This is a genomic window from Streptomyces sp. NPDC006458 (assembly GCF_040612135.1).
GTDB lineage: Bacteria > Actinomycetota > Actinomycetes > Streptomycetales > Streptomycetaceae > Streptomyces.
On the sequence record NZ_JBEXPR010000003.1, the window covers coordinates 122,051 to 139,822 of the forward strand.

A 17,772-nucleotide genomic window follows, 5' to 3' on the forward strand; every position below is an offset into this window, starting at 1 on the left:
TGACGATCTCGTCGGCGGTCTTGGTCCAGACGAAGGGACTGGGGTTTTCGTTCCAGGTGTCGATCCAGCTGCTCCGGTCTCCAGCGCAGTTGGAGATGGGCTGGATAAGCCCCGCAGCTCGGGTTCTGGCCGATCTTGCCCGTCTTGGGGCGGGGCGTGCGCTGCTCGGCTCGGCGATGGGCTGCCCGCGGCCGGTAGGCCCAGCAGGAGACGTCCTGGCGCAGCTGGCATGCCGGTGCGGCGTATCGCCCGGCTGACGGTCGACGGGCTGCATCCCGCACGCTCGGCCGCCTGGTCCAGACGGGCGATGCCAGCCTCGTTGTCGTGCGCGCTCGCGGCCAGGGCCACCACGCCGATGATCAGGCCCATTACGTCCACGGCGAGCCCACGCCTGCGGCCGGGCGTCTACTTGTTCGCGTCCAGTCCCGTCGTCTTCTTCGGCACCCCGGCCGTCACGCGGACGGACTGGGTGTCGATGATCACCAGGGACGGGTCCTCTGATCGTCTGGACCGCTCCCGCACCTGGCAGCGCAGAATCTTCTGGATCCGCCGGTCGAGGCTGTCCCGGCGCCACAGGATGAAGTAGGAGAACACCGCCGACCAGGCCGGGAAATCGTGCGGCAGGAGCCGCCACTGACAGCCCGTCCGGTTCTGGTGGAGCAGCGCGTTCACCACTTCACGCAGGTCACAGGAGCCCGGGTCCCCAGTCGCCGACCGTGCCGTCCAGCAGACGTGAGCACGACCGTCACTCAGCAGTGGGCCTGCGGCCCTGCTGACAACGCCTCCCGCTCGCGTCAGGGGCCACCGGTTCGGGGGCCGGGCAGACCGCACGTCCGGCACTCCGGCGGACCGTCCATGGTGGTCACGCACACTCGCACCCGGTGCCAGGAGGGCTGCCGCGTGACGAGGACGTGCCGGGCCAGGCCCTGGACGAGGAGCAGCCCTCGCCCGTGTTCGTCGTCCGCGAGGTCGGGCGTGCGGCGGCAGACCCGGTCGCCCGAGTCGATGACGGTGACGTGCAGCGGGCTGAGCCGCCCGAGTGCGAGTCTGACGGTCAGGTCGCTGCGACCGTGGAGGGCGGCATTGCCGGCGAGTTCACTGACGATGATCTCCGCGTCGTCCAGCACCTCACCCCGGAAGCCCCAGTTCCCCAGAACGGACCTGGTGAACCGGCGAGCCTGGGGGACGCTGGCGGCGACCGCGGGAAGGTGAAGGGACGACCGCAGCGTGGGAGGGGGAGCCAGACTGCTGATACCCGTTTCGGGACCGGATACGGGGAAGGTGTTCATCCGTTGGAACATCGGAGCCACCTCGTGAGTCTCGCCGGGGTGGCTGCAACGAAGTGGCGTTGGCTGACGGGTATGGGAGGCATCGGGGATCTCCCGTGGATCGTGGCACTGTGGGGACGTTCGATGATCTGTTGGTTGTTCTGCGCCTCCGTCGCCGTTTCCTGTGTGCTGACTGTGGGCCGTGCGGCCCGCCCGGTCGGGGCGGGCCGCACGCTTTCGTGCTGTGACCGCGGCGATGTTCGTCTGTGACGCCGACGGGGATCGGGTCAGTGGGACGGGCAGGCCGCTGTCAGGTCGGTGCCGTCATGTGTGGCGACCGCTGCCCTCTTGGTACGGGAGTAGAGGGAGAATCGCACCACACCGGAAAGGGTTCCGGTGGTCAGCATGAAGCCGTGCATGCGGTCTGGACTGTCCGCGATCCTGATGCGCGTACCGGCGAACGTCTCGTCTCCGTTGAGTCGTCGCTGCGGGATCAGTTCTCCCTCGCCGAGGAGGAGTTCGTCGGCCTGGAGGATCGCGACAGGGTGGCCGTCACGGGGTGAGAAGTCCACCGTGAAGTTGTGGCCGGCCGCGATGAAGGTGTCCTCGTCGAGCTGGAGCAGAAGGCCGTACCCGACCGCCTCGCCGTCGAGTCGCTCGCTGTGGACGCGGATCACGAAGTCATAGCCGCCGAGGGCGAGTGCCTGCTCCTCTCCGGACACCACCCGGAAGCCACGGATGCGGTCCCGGACCTGGGCTCGGAGAATCTCCTTCTCGAGCGCTGCCAGTTGGGTGTAGGTGCGGCGGACGTCGAGGGTGTCCTTCTCGTGGAGGGAGTCGAACCCGAACGGTGCGACACCGATGGCACCGTACTTGCCGATGGCGAGGAAGGTGTGGGAGACACCGTGGCTGTCCGCGCGCATCTCGGGGACGAAGAAGGTGGCGTTCGTGTCCGCGTATCCCTTGAAGGGGATCTCGAAGTCGCCGAAGTAGACGTCCGGCGCGAGGAATTCGATCGCGGGCGCGGCGAGCTTCCAGGCGAAGTCGACGTGCGGGAGGGGGCCGCCGCTGGGGTACACGCCGGGGGTCTGGCCGCCTGCGACGGCCAGGTCGTTCGGGTTCACCTCGTCCGGCACGCTGGAGTCGAGCCACGCGTTGGTGAACAGGGGGACGTCGTGTCGCTGGAGACCGGCCGCGGCGACGTATCCGGCGTACAGCGCGTAGTGCCAGGCCATGAAGAGTTCTGCCTTGCGGTCCTCGTCCCCGTCCAGGTCGCCCCAGCTCGGGTGGACCGAGCCGGCGGGGGCGGAGACGTGCGGCGAGGCCTTTTCGCGAAGGGCCTTCAGCAGCGTGGCGGGCACGGGCGCTGCCCAGGCCGCCAGGGCGTCCGGGCCGTAGGAGCGGGCCGGGCCGAGCAGGCCGAGCTCGTTCTCCACCTGCACCATGATCACTGTTCCCGAGCGGCTGTCCGCGTGCGACAGGTGCTCCATGAAGGCGGCGAACGCGGCGGCGTCGGCATCCCGGTTGGCCGCGCTGAACGGGCTGAGGTTGTCCAGCGTATGGCCCGCCTCGTCGGTCTGGAGGGGGAACCGCTCGGAGTCGAGCTTGACCCAGGACGGCGCGTAGCTGGACGAGCCGTTCTTCCAGCTTCCGAACCACAGGAGCACGAGCTTCAGACCGTGCTGGCGGGCGGCGACCAGAACCGCGTCCACCACACTGAAGTCGAACTCCCCTTCCCGCGGTTCCACCATCTCCCAGCTCACCGGGGCGAGGACGGTGTTCACTCCGGCGTCGACGAACTGCTGCCACAGGGGCTGGAGGTATTCCGGGCTGGACGCTGTGGAGTTGTGCAGCTCGATACCACGAATCAGGTACGGCTCGCCGTTCACCAACAGCTGGCCGGTCGTGGGATCGATCGTGTGGTCGGACAACGGGGCTTCCTATCGATGAGAAGGGTGTATGCGCGTTACCGGGTGTGGCGGCGGCCGGCGGGGGAGGAACCGGCCGCCGCCGGTCTGTTACTGGCCGAACTGCTGCTCGGCCTTCTCGACCGCGTCGGCGTAGGCGGCCGACGCGCTGTCGCCGTTGGTGGCGGCGTCCCGGATGGACTGCTGGAAGATCCCGTTGATCGCGTCCGTGTCGACGCCCTTCAGGATCCGCGGTGCCTTCTCAGAGATGCCGGCCAGAGTGGAGGCGGCGGGCTGGTCGCCGTAGAAGGCCTGCGGCTTGGTGAGATCGGGCGACTTGTACGCGCCGAGCGAGGAGGGGAAGAGACCGTTCTTCGTGTATCCGGTGGCCTGGTTGGTGGCGTTGGTCAGCCAGATCGCCACCTTGGTGGCGAGCGCCGGGTCGGTCGAGGTCTTGGGGACCATCAGCATGGAGCCGTCGGCGGCCGCGTATCCGTCAGGCGTCGCGGTGGCGACACGCCACTCGCCGGACTGGGCCTTGGCGGCGGTCTGGAGGCCGGCACCGCCCACCCACGGAGGCTGGAGGAAGCCGACGATGTCCTCGCGGCTCAGGCCGGAGTTCCAGTCGTTGGAGTACGCCGTCACGTTCGCGCACAGACCGCTGGACTGGAAGTCCATGGCGCGCTCCAGGGCGGTCTTGCCGATGCTGTTCTTGATGTCGGGCTTGAGCTCGTCGCCCGACTTCTCGTAGAAGCCGAAGCCCTTCGACCAGGTCTCGTAGTAGAACAGCAGACCCGGGTCGTCGCAGGCGAACTTGCCGTCGGCCTTGACCTTCTTGGCGAGGGCCCGGTAGCCGCTCCAGGTGGAGACGAGACGTCCGACGGCTTCCGGGTCGGTGGGCAGGCCGGCCGCCTTGAAGGCGTCGGCGTTGTAGTAGTACGCGAGCGGGCCGACGTCGATGGGGACACCGAGCTGCTCGCCCGAGGCCGTTCTGCCCAGGTCGACCTTCCAGCCCAGGTACGTCGCGGCCACCTCCGGGGTGAACCCGTTCTTGCTCACGTCCGTGAACTTGCTCGCCGTGGGGGCGTAGCGGATCGGGTCGGCGGTGACGATCGACGGCAGGTTCTTACCGGTGCGCAGCGCCGCGCCGAGCTTGGTGTCGACGTCGGCCGTCTTGATGAACTTGATCTTGGCGTCCGGGAAGGCCTTCTGTGCTCCGCTGATCGCGCTGTCGGCGAGCGATCCGGGACGGTACAGGATGGTGACCTCGTCGGAGCCGGAGCCCGCGTCGCTCGAACACGCGGTGAGCGCGGTGGTGAGGAGACTTGCGGCCAGCACTGACGTCAGCAGTTGCTTCGTGTTCATGATTTTCCAGTTCACAAGGGTGGATGGGGGTGAAAGGTGAGCTCGATTCGGGGCGGCAGGGGCTTGGGTCAGCCCTTGAGTGCCCCGCTCGCCGCGTTCTCCAGGACCGTTCGACGCAGAATGAGGAACAGCACCAGCAGCGGGATGGTGGCGACGAGGGTGCCTGCCATGACGACCGAGTAGTCGGTGGCCCCGTAGTTGCCGGTCAGTTGTTGCAGGGCGACCGGCAGGGTGAACTTGGTCGGGCTGTTGAGCACCAGCAGGGGCCAGAGGTAGTCGTTCCAGGTCCACATGACCTGGAAGATGCCGAAGGCGACCAGGGCGGGCCGCATGCAGGGCAGCGCCACGCTCCAGAACGTCCGGAGGAATCCGGCACCGTCCATACGGGCGGCGTCGACCAGTTCGTCCGGCACATTGGTCTCGGCGGCCTGACGCATCCAGAACACGCCGAACGCGGTGACCGCGCCGGGGACGATCAGCGGCAGGAAGGTGTCGATCCAGCCGAGATCTGTGTAGATCTGGAAGCTCGGCACGATGGACACACCGGTCGGGATGATCAGTGTGATCAGCAGGATCGAGAACAGCAGGTTGCGACCGGGGAAACGCCGTTTCGCGAAGACATAGCCCGCCAGCGCCGCCAGGAACAGCTGGATCGCGGAGCTGAGAGCGGTCAGCAGAAGCGAGTTGACGAAGGCGCGGGCGAACTCCGAGCCGGCGGTGACCTTTTCGAAGTTCGCGAAGAACTGGCTGCCGGGAACGAGGCGCGGAGGGCTGGCGAGGATGTCCGAGGTGGAGTTGGTCGCCATGACCAGCAGCCAGTAGAACGGGAAGGCGAAGACGAGGACGCCCAGGACGAGGATTGCCTGGCTCGCGACGCGTGCGAGCCGAAGGGGGGGTTGAGAGTTGCGGGACATGAGGCTCACCGACCTCCGAAGGATCTGCGCAGGAAGCGGTTGTTGACGAGGGCGAGCAGCACGAGCGCGATGAAGATGACCCAGCCGATCACAGCGGCGAAGCCGAGGTCGGGCTTGACGAGCTGGATCGTGCCGGAGCTGCCGATACCGCCCAGATACTCGTACTGGAGCAGCATCATCGTCAGACCGCCGTTGTTGGGGCCGCCGGGGCTGCCGGTCGCGCTGAACAGGACCTGCGGCTCGGTGAAGATCTGCAGACCCGCGATGGCCCCGGTCAGGGTCACGAAGACCATCGTCGGCGCCAGCAGCGGCAGTGTGATGGAACGGAAGACACGGACCGGGTTGGCTCCGTCGATCTGGGCGGCTTCGACCACGGACCGGTCGATCGCGGCGATTCCGGCCATGAAGAGGAGCAGGAAGAAGCCGAAGCCGCGCCAGATCACCATCAAGGCGATGACCGCCTTCATCTTCCAGGGGTCGGTGAGCCATTCCTGGGCTGGTAGGCCGAGGGTGTCGAGGATGTTGTTGACGAACCCGTACTTGTCCGCGAAGAGGGACTGGAAGACGATCGTGACCGCCACGACCGATGTCACCTGCGGCAGGAAGAACGCCGTCTGGTAGAAGCCGCGGAATCTCAGGCGCGGCTGCGACAGCATCGCCGCGGCGATCAGTGCTCCCAAGACGACCGGAATCTGCCCGAACAGAAAGATGAGCACCGTATTGCCGGCTGCCGTGACGACATCCGGGGTGTCGAACAATCGTGCCCATTGGTCCAGTCCGACGAACTCCGGGTCGCTGATCCCGTCCCATTGCAGTGTGCTCAGGTAGAGGGCATACAGCAGCGGGATGACACCGAAGGCCGCGAACAGGACGAAGAACGGTGCGATCGACGCGTAGTCGCGCCAGTGCTTGACCAGTGCGTTCTTCAGACGGTGCCATCGTGAGGAGTCAGCGGTGCCCGGCGGATTCTTGAAACGCTGAGAGCGTCTGTGTTTCGACGCCTCAGCCCTCGAGGTCGGCATTGAAATTTCCTAACATTTTCGCCCTTGTTCGGCTAAACAGGACGTGAACGTTCACGGGTCGCACGTGAGTAGCCCAGGTTGCCTCATGGCCTACTCGACGAGCCTTTCTGTTGCTGCGTTAAGAGCCGCCGTCGCCTGCGTCACCTCCTCCTGCGTTGTCGCGTCGAGACGGGCGTCCCGCGCCGTGCGGATGGCTCCGGAGAGCTCCGCGGCGGCACGGCCGGCCGGGTTGGTGGCCGTCGCCCGGTCCAGGACGATCTGCGCCGCCGCGATCGCCACGTCGAGGGGGGTGCTGTTCAGCCTGTACTCGATCTCGACCTTCCTGAGTCCGTCGAGTACGTAGCTGTTCTGCATGAACAGGCGCCAGAGGAGGCCGCTTCGGTGGTTCTCGATCGACACCAGGGCGGCGCCCTTGTCGAGCGCGAACTCCTCGTCCGAGACCCACGCGGGCTCCGCGTCGAAGTTCACCGCGTTCAGGAATCCGTACGTGCCCCACGCCTCGGGGTAGTTGTAGTAGCAGTTGTCCAGCACTCGGGTGACCGACTCGGGGTCCATCGCGAGGGATCCGCCGGCGCCGTCCGGGGAGACCGTACCGTCGTTCTGGTGCTGGTCGTTGGCATAGCCGGAGGGCGGCGCGCCGAGCGCCGAACTGTAGCTTCCGTTCGGAGTCATCGACGCGCTCATGCCCCACATGTCGGGGCCGAACGTCCGGAAGTTCGCGTCCTCACGGGTGGCGTATTCCTTGTGTGTCCTGGTGGCCAGGACGGCGTTCCTCCACCAGTCGACGCCCTTCCTGTCCTTCGAGTTGCGGAAGTCGGCGAAGATCTCCGCGAACTGGTACGTGAACAGCGATCCGAACCACGTGTTGATGAAGGTCGGGTACGTTTCGCCGTAGGTACCCTCGTGTCGCTCGAACGCGTAGAACATCTCCGGAGGGACCGGGTGCGTCGGCGAGCCGGCGCCGAGCACGTACATGAGCTTCGCCTCCGACGACCAGGACCAGAAGTACTTGAACTCATCGGTCTCGTCGAAATAGCTCATGTGGTAGAGATTCGTCTGCGCGTCCCGGAAGGAGGCCCAGTCGACTCTGCGGTAGAGCTCCTCGGCCTTGGTCTTGACCTCGCCTCCGAAGTACTCGCCGGCGACGATCACGCCGTTGAGCATGAGCTGCGTGTCGATGAGGCCGACTTCGCTCCGGCCCGCGTCGTCCCAGTAGTACACCGTGCCGTCGTCGCGGTTGTAGTAGTGGTACAGAACGCCGTACCGGTGTTCCAGCGACAGGAGGGTGTTCAGCGTTCCGAGCGCGCGGTCGTAGGCGGCCTCGCGCGTCACCCATCCTCGATCGGCACCGATCACCAGCGCGGCCAGGCCGAAGCCGGTGCCCGACGTGCTGGTCGGCTCGGGCCTGCCGGTCCGCTCGGTGATGAGGCCGAAGCCCCCGCTGTCAGGGTCGGTGTTGGCCAGCTCCCAGAAGTAGTCGAAGCTCTTCCTGGCCTCCAGGTCGAGGACGGATTCGTCCCGCGTGACGGTGCCCCTGACGTGCAGTGCGGAGACCGCCGTCGCGGTGTCCCTCGGCACGGTCACACGAAGGAAGCGGATGTGGTGCGCACGCAGCCGCCTCTTGACCTCGGAGTCCCGGGCCGGTCCACGGAACTTCACGGCCGGCACCCAGGTGTGGCCGTCCGAGGACACCTCGATGGTGTATCGATCGACCTTCGCCGGGTTCGTCCACATGATCTGGACACTCTGGAGCTGCGCCAGGCCGGCGAACTCCACCTTCCACCAGCGGACGTCCCCTTCGCGCTTGGTCCAGATCTTGCGGCCGGCGGCGAGGTTCCTCGCTGCCGAGAGGGCTCCGAGCACCTTCAGCCGCTGGATACCCGACTTGTAGCTGTCGTGCGCGGACGGCACGAGCAGCCGGACGAAGCGCACCTTCTGCGCGCTGACCTTGTTCCTGTTGAGGCTCTTGGCGGTGGTGGTGAGCAGGGACGTCCACTGCTCGTTGTCGGGTGAGACCTCGACCTTGTACGGACGGCGCGTGCCGAAGTCGCTCCACGCGACCTCGACGCCGCTGACGTCGAACTCCTGAAGCAGGTCGACCTTGTACACATAGGGGTCGCCGTAGCTCAGGAACTCGAAGGCTGTGGAGTCGGAGCCGTCGTTGCCCTGCTCGCGGTCGTCGTAGGCTGCCGCGTCGTTCGTGTACGTCGGCTTCGACAGTGCCGCGTTTCCGCCGTCCTGGCTGCCTTCGGAGGGCCGGCCGAGCACTTCGCAGGCGCGCAGCCCCGCCCACCAGCCTCCGGCGCCGACGAAGTTCACCCGCACGTAGCGCACGCCGGTCGCGGTGACCGTGTCGGAGTACGGCTGGGACGTCGAGGTGTTGGTGGAGCGGTCGACGATCCGGGTCCACGCCTGCTTGTCGGCCGAGGCCTCCACGGTGAACTGGTAGGCGGCGACCGCGGCCTCCCACCGGGTGCGGACGGTGTTCAGATCGTGCGGCGCACCGAGGTCCACCATCCACCACTGCGGATCACCGTCGGCCGCCACCCAGGTCGACTCCTGGTTTCCGTCGTTGGCCGCGGCCGCCGCGGAGGAGTTCGACGACGCGGAGGCGGGCTTGTTCAGCGCGACATCGGTCTTGGGCGAAAGCGTCCCGAGGACCTTGAATTCGCTGAAGCGGGCCTTATGACCGTCGTCCACACCGATCATCCTGAGCCTGACGAACATCACGTCCGACTCGGTGAAGGAGGCCGACTGCACCTTCGAGCGCGCGGTGTTCGCGGACCTGTCGACCACGGCCTTCCATGTCGCCTTGTCGGCCGACACCTCGACGACATAGTCGTACCGGACGCCGTCCTCGGCCCACGTCACCTCGACACCCGTGACGTCGTACTTCCCCTGGAGGTCCACGCGCCAGTAGAGGCCGTCGGCGGTCCACTTCGTGCCGTCCGAGCCGTCGATCGCGTTGGCGGCCTGATCGCCGCTGGACGCGTAGGCGATCTTCGCCAGCGCGACATCGCTTCCCGCGTGCAACTGCCCGAAGGCCTGGAAGTCGCAGAAACCCGCGACATCGGCACCACTCACGGCCAAGATGGTGACACGGACGAATCTCACGTTCGTCGCAGCGAATGCGTCCTGCCGGATTCTCGTGTCCACCGCGTCGTCCACCCGGTCGACGAATGTGCTCCACGTCGTTCCATCGGCCGAGGCCTCGATCCGATAGGTGTAGCGAGCGCCTTCCGACGGCCAGACGATCTGGGTGCCCGAGAGATCGAAATACCCCTCCAGGTCGACCTGCCACCACTGCGGGAATTGACCGTTCGAGGGCGCCCACTTGCTGAGCTCGTAGCCGTCGTTCCCGTTGAACGGGGTGTCCTTTCCGGCGACAGAACTGCTGGCCCGCGCCGGCTTCCCCGCGGCGACGTCGGGGAAGGGCGAAGCGTCGACCGTGACGTTCGGCCGGTACGAGTAAGGGACGGGACCGGCGGTGCCCGCCGCCCGCGCGGCCGCGCTCGCGACCCGCTCGCCTACACCTAGCCCGAGAGCCGATAGAAGAACCAGCGAGCCGCCGCCACGAAGGATGTTTCTTCGTGACATGGGGGAGCCGGAAAGCGGGGTGTTCAAGGTCAACCTCCAGGACGCCATTGCCGCTGGACTGTCTCATTCGCGAGTTCTCGTGAACGTTCACGGCCAGATGCTGCGGACACTACGTCTGTGGCTTTTGGGTGTCAAGAGATCGCGCAAAGCGGACGGGAAGTTCATGGCGATCAGGCTTTTGAGCAGATCAGATGGGGTTGACAAACCCAGCCAAGGCTGTCTCGGAGGCTCCCCCTCACCTTCGGGGCGCCGCCGCGGCACGTACCGCCCGATGGAAGGTTTCTCGCCATGGAGGCCGCGGGCCGACGCCCGAGGACCAGCACCCCGCAGCGGGACCCGCCGGGGCCCCGCGCGGGCCGGGCGGCAGCGCGGGACGGTGTCTGGGTGCACGGTCGCCGTCGATCACGCCCCCGCCGGACGGATGCGGGCGAGCGGCCACGTGGCGACATCCGAGTCACTGCGGCAGGGAGTGTCGGTTGCGCCTCGCCGGCGAAGGGGGCGCGCACTCGTCGGCGGCGTGAGCCCTGACGGCGGAGAATCCCGGGCGCCCGGCACGACGACAGGGGCGGCTCGGCATGTGCCCAGGAAGGGGGTTCGGAGCGGGAACGGCAGCGGTGGGCTGCATGTTTGACCGCTCATGTATCCTGACCGCGTGGAAAAGCGGGGAGCAGCAAAGCGTGCCGGCATTATCGAAGTCGCGGAACTCGCGGGCGTCTCCCGCCAAACAGTCACCCGGGCCATGAACGACATGCCGGGAATCAGCGCGGAAACCAAGAAGCGGGTCCTCGAAGCAGCCGAGCGATTGCGCTACCGGCCGAGCCGGTTCGGTCGCGAACTGGTTCAACAGTCCACACGGTCACTCGGCCTGGTCGTATCAGATCTGGCCAATCCGTACTTTTCGGAACTGGCATCCGAAGTGGCAAAGGTCGCGATTGCAAACGACTGGACCTTGGTCGTGATGGAGAAGCATCCGGGCCCCGAGTCGGGCAAGGAGGAGCTTCGAGCCCTGGCCGGCCAGGTCGACGCGGTCATCGCCTACGCCGATCTTCCCCCGCAGGACATCGACAGCGTCTTCGGCAGTCTTCCGCTGGTCCTCCTGGACACGTCCGAGCGAACCCTGGACGCACTCTCCCCCTCATATCCACGAAGCGCCCTCAACATCGACCTGGAGCCCGGTCTGGCGCAGGCAATCGACCACCTCATGGCCGGCGGCCGCTCACGGATCTTCCTCATCGACATCAAGTACCCCATGGGCGAGTCGGTACGGAGTGCGGTCTACTCACACCTGATGCGCGACCGGGGCCTGGAGCCGCACGTGCTCTCCATCGAGTCGAAGGACGACGATCTCTCCGTCGGGCGTTGCGCCGTGCAGATCGCGTTGAACGCGCCCACCCCGCCCGACGCCATCATCGCGTTCAACGACCTGTCAGCGTTCGGCGTCCTCAAGGAACTGAGGGTCCATGGGGTCAGCGTGCCGGACTCGTGTGCCGTCGTCGGAATCGACGGCCTGAAGATCGGGATCTTCGTCGAACCCGAACTCACCACGCTCCGGCTGGACTTCGCGGCCTTCGCGCAGATGGCTTTCGACAGTGTCGTGCAGATGTCCAACGCCCCTGCGAGCGGGCCGCTTCCGCAGATACGCAAGCACGCGGCTCACGAGCTGGTGGTCCGACAGTCCACTTGAGTTCGGGCCGGATGTGGTCGCCGGCAGCGCATCCGTCTGCGGACCGCGACACTGTCCAGAAGCCGGATGCGCCGTTCTCCTGCCGCGTGGCCGGGCCCGTATCCGACGAGGCCGACGAGGCCGACGAGATGCTGTACAGCGGTGACCGGGTCGACACCGAGGGCCGTCCCACGTCGGGCGAAGCGGACCGGCTCAGCTGGCGCTCCCTCGGGAGCGGCCGACTCCATCAGGGGCACGCGCCCACGCCGTCGAGCCCGGTGCGGCTCTCAGCTCGGCAAGCTGCCACGCACGACGCTCTCGCCGGAATGAGCCGGGTTGCCGTCGTTCGCCTGTGCCGAGACATCGATCAGCGGGTAGCGGGAGAGGTCGATGCCCGCGGGCAGCGGCAATGTGGCGCTGCCGTCCGGACCGAGCACCCCCATGGCGATGAGCTTCTTGTGGCCTCGGTCCATGAGCCACACCTCGTAGTAGCCGTCCGTCCGCGGCAGGCCGGTCACGCTCACCCTGACCGTGCGCTCGCTCTCGGCGCTGTCGAGAACTCGCACCGTACCGGCGGCCCGCGGGACGGACAGCGAGGCAAGGGGGTTCGCTCGGCTCACGTCGGTGTCGGGTGAGTCGTCGTCGAACCGCCACCAGGTGACGGCACTTCCCAGGACCGCGCCCACGACCAGGCTCGCGGCGGCGAGCAGCATGGCAGGGGTGCGCAGCCACGCACGGACGCGGGCGCGGTGCCCGTCCGCGCCGAGTGAGGTCCCGACCGCGACGGCATCCGTCTCCGCGGGCGGCGACGGGGCCCGGCCCGCAGCCGGCGGTGAGGATCCGGTCCCCAGGTTCAGCTCGGCGGCTATGGCGTGCCACACCTCGTCGGGTGGCGGGGTGAGGAGGTCGTCGGTCGACACCGACCGAGCGGTCGTGATCACTTCACGAAGCTGTCGCAGTTCTCGGCGGCACCGGGCGCATCGGTCCAGGTGGTCGTGCTGACGCGCGGTGGGCCGGGCACCGGGCCGGAGCGCGAGATCGGTCAGCTCGTAGGCGTCGAGGTGTTCAGCCATGATCCGCCTCCACACCCGCCGGGGCACGCGGGCCCGCGGTCGGTTCGGCAGCCGGAACGGGGCGCGATTTCGCGATCGCGGCCGAGTGCCGCTCGGCCGGTTCGAGGAGGGGCGGCCGACCGCCTTGGTCAGGCTGGGCACGCTGCCGCCGGGCCCGCACGATGCCCCGGGCGAGCGGGCGGGGAACCTCCTGGGCGCTGGGCCGGGCGGCGAGGGCCAACTCGCGCGGCTCAGGAGACCGGTGGGCGAACGTCTCGGCGGGCGCGCGGCCATCGCCGCGCGCGCAGGAGGCGGCGCGTCGCTGTTCGCTCATGGTCTCTTCCGGAGCGGGCACGTACGCAGCGTATGCACGGGAGGGCTTCCTCACCCGAAGAACGTCGTGTCAGACGGCCCCGGCCGGGACCGCCGTCACGATCAGGTTGCGCCGGTAGCCGCCTCGGTCCCGGTCGAAGGGCGGCGCGCAGGTGATCAGGGTCAGGGTCGGTCTGCCGGTCCTGGCGAAGGCCGAAGCAGGCAGTCGATCCTTGTCGACCCTGGCGCGGGCGACCACGCGGTAGGCCACGGAGGGCCCGGCGGCACGCCGTACGGACACCTCGTCACCCGCCCGCACGTCGAAGAGCGCGGCGAAGGCGCCGAGGTCTCCCGTGCGGGAATCGACGTGCCCGACGAGCACCGCGGAACCGGAGGGCTCCCCCGGGGCGGGGCCGAATCGGTACCACCCGACACGACCGGGATCCCGGGGGATCTCCGCGGTGCCGTCCACGGCCACTCCGACGGGTTCGATGGCAGCACTGAGGCCGACGCGTTCGACGTCGAGGCGAATCGGCGCCGCCGTGGACCCCGGTGCGGCCGCGGGGTCGGAGGTGGTGTCGGTCCGGGCCGGCGGAGCCGGGGGTGTGCGGTCCGCGGCCGGGACGGGCGACGGGGAACTCGACGCCCTTGTGTCGAAGTCGGCGGCCTCCGGAAGCCCCTCGACGGAGGCCGCCCACACCAGCGCCGCGGTCCCGGAGGCGGCCAGCAGGGCTGTCGCCGCTGTCTGGACACGCGGCCGGAACCGCCGGGGCGTTCTGGCGTCAGGCACGGTTTCGGGCCACCACGCGGCGGGCGGTGAGCGCGCCCGCGAGCGCGAGCAGGCCGACGCCGGCGGAGTAGGCGAACCACACGTCGGAGTCGTTGCCGCTCTGTGCGAGGCCCGCGTTCACGCCCGAGGGCGAGGAGTTCATACCGGTCAGCGTCTGGACCTTCAGTGCGAGGTCCTTGTCGTCGGCGCTGCCCCAGGCGTAGACGATGTTGGTGGTTCCTTCCCTGAGATCGAGGTCGGCGGGGCCGATGGCGACGTCGTCGGTGCCCGCGAGCACGACGTCCGCCGAAACCGTCCCGGCAGCCACGTCGGCGGTGTCCTCCTTCGGGTTCTCCAGCCCCTCGAACACGGGCTGTCCGCCCGCCCTGACGTCGACGGCCGGAGCGGCCGCGACATGACGGACCGTCAGCCGGGACTTGCCCGCCGCCACCTTCGAGGTGTCGTTGACGTAGGCGTCCAGTACGGGCTTGCCGTCGGCGGACAGATGGGCGACGACGGTCGCGTTGGCCCCGGCTGGCACCTCGACCGTCTTCTGGATGGCGGGCTCGCCCTTGGGATCCGCTCCGGCCTTGAACACCTTCAGGTCGTACGAGCCGGCCGGAAGGGGCTGCGGCTCGGTAAGCGTGCCCGGTTTGAAGTCGGGGAGCAGCTCGTCCCCGTTGGCGTACACATCGACCGTCAGACCGGGGACGGCGTGGAAGACGGAAACCATGGCTTCGTCGTCGGCGGCGGCGGAGGCGGATGCCGCGCCGCCGAGTGCGAGCGCGCACACCCCGACGGACACGAGTGCGACAGCAGAGGTCCGGGAGTACATAGCTGAATGTCCCTTCTGGCCGCTCACTTCCTGTGAGTGAGTTCAGAAGGCATTCCGCGGGTCCCCGAGCGCGGGATGCAGATCATTTTCAGGTCTCCTTGCGGACGGGCACCACACCCTGCTTGATCACCGAGACGCATCGGGTCGGCGCCGGGGCAATTCGATGCGCGAACGCTGCGAATTGCGATGTCGCAACGTTTGGGATGACGGTCGTCGTGGCAATGTTTCTCGGCCCGGGAGCGCACCATGGCTATCGCTCGAAACGACATCCCCATGAGTGCAGAGGCCGCGCGCAGCCAGCAGTGGCGCTCCGCGCCGGCCGGTGTTCCGGCTCCGCCGCCTGCGCGCGAGGAGCCGGACGACGACACGGAACTCGCCCGTCGCTTCCGTGCCGGTGACGAGTCGGCACTGACTTCGGCGTATCAGCGTTGGGCGGCACTCGTGTACACGCTCGCCCGGCGGTCCCTCAACGACACCCAGGACGCCGAAGACGTCACGCAGCAGGTGTTCCTGGCCGCCTGGCGCAGCCGCGCGGGGTTCCGGCCGGAGCGCGGTACGCTCGCCGGCTGGCTCGTGGGCATCGCCCGCCACGCCATCGCCGACGCGCACGCGGCCAGGGCCCGTCGGGCGGACGTCGAGAAGGTGTCCGCCGTACAGCAGGAGGAAGCCGTCCGGAACTGGGGTGTCGACGAGAGCGAAGCCGCCCTCAATCGCGTCCTCGTCCTGCAGAAGTTGGAGCGCCTGACTCCCGTACAACGTCGCCTGCTCGGCATGGCCGTCTACGGCGACATGACGCAGGCTCAGATCGCCGCACACACCGGCTTGCCCCTGGGCACGGTGAAGAGTCACATACGCAGGGGCCTGCAATCGCTGCGCCGGGTGATGGAGCGGCCCGGCTGACCCTCGCTCCGGGCCGCGTCCGACCCTCCCTCCGGACCCGCGTCCGACCCTCCCTCCGGGCCCGCGCGCGGGACTGCGGCGGACGCCCGCCGAGCCCTGCGTCGGCCTGCGGCCCGGGTGTCCTTTCGTCAGCCCCGCAGAAGTCGCGCCGCCTGCTGAAGCGCTCACGGTGGTCCCGAAGCGCATCCGCGGTCCGCCCGGAACGGGAACACCCCAGGGAACCCGATGCCGGGCAGCGGCCGTGGAGGCAGGCGATGGACGAGGACGAGGACCGCGACGCCGGGACCGGCGTCACGACCGGCGCGCTCGCTCGGAAGCTCGGCATCTCCCCGACCACCTTGCGTTCGTGGGACCGTCGCTACGGGCTGGGACCGGCGACGAGGATCGAGGGACGTCACCGGCGCTGGCGGGCCGAGGACGTCGCGATGGTGCGGGAGATGTGCCGCCTCACCGCTCAGGGTGTGCCCCCGGCCGAGGCGGCCCGCGCCGCGAAGGCCCGCACCTTCGATGCCCGCGCCTTCGATGCCCGGGTCCCGCGGGTCCATGTCACCGAGGAGACCACGGCCGTCGCCCCTCCCCGGCTGCTCGCCCCGGTCGGCGAGCCGCCGACCGGCCCGGACACGGATCCGGCAGACCGCCCGTCCCTGGCGGAGTCGCGCCGACTGTGCCGAGGGCTCGCCCGGGCAGCGGTCCGGATGGACGCCCGAGCGGTGCACGAGCAGATCACGGCGGCCGTCGAGGCGTACGGCCTGATCACCGCGTGGGAGGAGGTGCTCACCCCGACCCTGCGGTCCGTCGGACGCAAATGGGAGTCCTCCGAGGACCGGTACGTGGAGGTGGAACACCTGCTCTCCTGGCACGTCTCCGCTGCCCTTCGCCACGCCTTCGCCCGCTCCCTCACCCGGAACAGGCCGGCAGACGCGCGTCCGGTCCTCCTGGCGTGCCTGCCGAGCGAACAGCACACCCTCCCGCTGGAGGCACTCGCCGCCGTGCTGGCGGAGCACGGCCGTCGCGTGCTGATGCTGGGCGGCTCGGTCCCGGTCGAGGCGCTGGAGGGCACCGTACGGCGATTCGCTCCGGCAGCCGTGGCTCTGTGGTCGCAGTCCCGGAGCACCGCCGACCTTCCGCTGGCCCGTCACCTCGCGGCCATCCGGTGGGGCATCCACGGCGCCCGTACCCGCAGTTGTGTGCTGCTGTGCGGCCCGGGGTGGGGGCTGCGCTCGGATGCGGATCTGCTGCGGCCGCTCGGACTGGGCGACGCGGTCCGGATCATGCTTTCCGCGAGCCGCCTCGGCGACGACGCGCCTCCCGTCGGGGACGAACACGCGCCGGAGACGGCGTTGGAGGCATCCTCCCGAAAATCGACTACGCGATCTTCGCCGACACCGGATGGGAGCCCAAATCCGTCTATGACCATCTCGACCGCCTCGAACGCGAAATAGCAAAGCCCGCCGGTATACCTGTTCTCCGGGTTTCCTCCGGAAATATCCGCAACGACGCCCTGAACCCGGACCACCGTTTCGCCTCCATGCCCCTCTACATCCTCAACACGGACGGGCGTCCTGGGATGACCCGGCGCCAGTGCACCGGGGAGTATAAGGTGAAGCCGATCAAGAAGAAGATCCGCGATCTTCTCGGCTACCCGTATCCGACTCGGGTACCAAAGGGCGTTTTCGTCGAGCAGTGGATCGGCATATCCACCGACGGATTCCACCGTGCCAAGGACGCCGACGTGAAGTACATGCAGAACCGGCATCCGCTGATCGACATGGGCTGGTCGCGTTCCGACTGCGTTCGCTATCTCACCTCGCTCGATCACCTGGTCCGACGAGACGACCCACGCGATCCACGAGTCCCAGACCCTGCGCATCGAGCGCGTCCACGAAGCCCGCAAAGGCCGCTCAGGCGCACATCGAGTCCGTCGGCGGGAAGCTCCACGGCTTCTGGTACGCCTTCGGCACGCACGACGGCTACAACCTCTGGGAGGCCCCCGACAACGTGTCCATGGCTGCGGTTGCGCTGGCGATCAGTGGAGGCGGCGCGCTTGTCTCGTTCGAGACGACAGTCCTCCTGACCGTCGATGAAACCATGGATGCCCTGCGCAATGCCGAACGAGTCCAGTACCGGGCGCCGGGCGCGTGATGCGGGGTCCCGAGCCGTCGGTGCCC

14 protein-coding genes and 2 pseudogenes are annotated in these 17,772 nt (G+C 68.3%); 5 read left to right on the forward strand and 11 right to left on the reverse strand.

Features of this window, described 5'->3' with window-relative positions; genetic code table 11:
* Positions 1-279: 279 nt before the first annotated feature.
* The 7 genes and pseudogenes from ABZZ79_RS05835 to ABZZ79_RS05865 all read right to left on the reverse strand — a co-directional run.
* A pseudogene (locus ABZZ79_RS05835) lies at positions 280-720 on the reverse strand (transposase); the annotation flags it as partial.
* Between the two features lie 74 nt (positions 721-794).
* On the reverse strand, positions 795-1,301 hold the full coding sequence (locus tag ABZZ79_RS05840) for an ATP-binding protein (protein ID WP_356686878.1): 507 nt from the start codon (positions 1,299-1,301) through the stop codon (positions 795-797).
* 254 nt (positions 1,302-1,555) lie between these two features.
* Positions 1,556-3,199 carry a DUF5597 domain-containing protein gene (locus ABZZ79_RS05845; protein ID WP_356686880.1) on the reverse strand — a complete coding sequence of 548 codons (1,644 nt, stop codon included), beginning with the start codon at positions 3,197-3,199 and terminating at the stop codon, positions 1,556-1,558.
* An 87-nt stretch (positions 3,200-3,286) separates the two neighbouring features.
* On the reverse strand, positions 3,287-4,540 hold the full coding sequence (locus ABZZ79_RS05850; protein ID WP_356686882.1) for an ABC transporter substrate-binding protein: 1,254 nt from the start codon (positions 4,538-4,540) through the stop codon (positions 3,287-3,289).
* Positions 4,541-4,608: 68 nt separating this feature from the next.
* Positions 4,609-5,454: a carbohydrate ABC transporter permease gene (locus tag ABZZ79_RS05855; RefSeq protein WP_356686884.1), complete on the reverse strand. Its 846-nt coding sequence runs from the start codon at positions 5,452-5,454 to the stop codon at positions 4,609-4,611.
* A gap of 5 nt (positions 5,455-5,459) precedes the next feature.
* Positions 5,460-6,476, reverse strand: coding sequence for a sugar ABC transporter permease (locus ABZZ79_RS05860; protein WP_356686886.1), 1,017 nt, complete (start codon positions 6,474-6,476; stop codon positions 5,460-5,462).
* 90 nt (positions 6,477-6,566) lie between these two features.
* Positions 6,567-10,073 (reverse strand): discoidin domain-containing protein, encoded by a 3,507-nt coding sequence (locus ABZZ79_RS05865; protein ID WP_356686888.1) that lies wholly within the window; start codon positions 10,071-10,073, stop codon positions 6,567-6,569.
* A 652-nt stretch (positions 10,074-10,725) separates the two neighbouring features.
* Here ABZZ79_RS05865 and ABZZ79_RS05870 point away from each other — a divergent pair.
* Entirely contained in the window at positions 10,726-11,757 is a 1,032-nt protein-coding gene (locus ABZZ79_RS05870) for a LacI family DNA-binding transcriptional regulator (protein ID WP_356686890.1), read from the forward strand.
* 266 nt (positions 11,758-12,023) lie between these two features.
* On the opposite strand, the gene ABZZ79_RS05875 is transcribed toward ABZZ79_RS05870, so the two are convergent.
* From ABZZ79_RS05875 to ABZZ79_RS05890, 4 genes are read right to left on the reverse strand one after another with little or no spacing between them, the layout of a single operon-like run.
* Positions 12,024-12,809 carry an anti-sigma factor gene (locus tag ABZZ79_RS05875; protein ID WP_356686892.1) on the reverse strand — a complete coding sequence of 262 codons (786 nt, stop codon included), beginning with the start codon at positions 12,807-12,809 and terminating at the stop codon, positions 12,024-12,026.
* Entirely contained in the window at positions 12,802-13,143 is a 342-nt protein-coding gene (locus ABZZ79_RS05880; RefSeq protein WP_356686894.1) for a hypothetical protein, read from the reverse strand. The genes ABZZ79_RS05875 and ABZZ79_RS05880 overlap by 8 nt, the downstream gene beginning before the upstream one ends.
* 48 nt (positions 13,144-13,191) lie before the next feature.
* The gene (locus ABZZ79_RS05885; RefSeq protein WP_356686896.1) at positions 13,192-13,890 is read right to left on the reverse strand and encodes a class F sortase; all 699 of its coding nucleotides are present in this window, start codon (positions 13,888-13,890) and stop codon (positions 13,192-13,194) included.
* The gene (locus ABZZ79_RS05890; protein ID WP_356686898.1) at positions 13,883-14,704 is read right to left on the reverse strand and encodes a DUF4397 domain-containing protein; all 822 of its coding nucleotides are present in this window, start codon (positions 14,702-14,704) and stop codon (positions 13,883-13,885) included. Before ABZZ79_RS05890 ends, ABZZ79_RS05885 begins: the two co-directional genes overlap by 8 nt.
* A gap of 246 nt (positions 14,705-14,950) precedes the next feature.
* Here ABZZ79_RS05890 and ABZZ79_RS05895 point away from each other — a divergent pair, with 246 nt between their 5' ends.
* The 4 genes and pseudogenes from ABZZ79_RS05895 to ABZZ79_RS05910 all read left to right on the forward strand — a co-directional run bounded on the left by ABZZ79_RS05895 (position 14,951) and on the right by ABZZ79_RS05910 (position 17,746).
* On the forward strand, positions 14,951-15,604 hold the full coding sequence (locus ABZZ79_RS05895) for a sigma-70 family RNA polymerase sigma factor (protein WP_356686900.1): 654 nt from the start codon (positions 14,951-14,953) through the stop codon (positions 15,602-15,604).
* 254 nt (positions 15,605-15,858) lie between these two features.
* Positions 15,859-17,046, forward strand: coding sequence for a cobalamin B12-binding domain-containing protein (locus tag ABZZ79_RS05900; protein ID WP_356686902.1), 1,188 nt, complete (start codon positions 15,859-15,861; stop codon positions 17,044-17,046).
* Positions 16,953-17,417, forward strand: a pseudogene (locus ABZZ79_RS05905) (hypothetical protein); the annotation flags it as partial. The gene ABZZ79_RS05900 and the pseudogene ABZZ79_RS05905, both read left to right, overlap by 94 nt.
* 98 nt (positions 17,418-17,515) lie before the next feature.
* Complete coding sequence (locus ABZZ79_RS05910; protein ID WP_356687237.1) at positions 17,516-17,746, forward strand: GYD domain-containing protein; 231 nt, start codon at positions 17,516-17,518, stop codon at positions 17,744-17,746.
* Positions 17,747-17,772 lie beyond the last annotated feature (26 nt).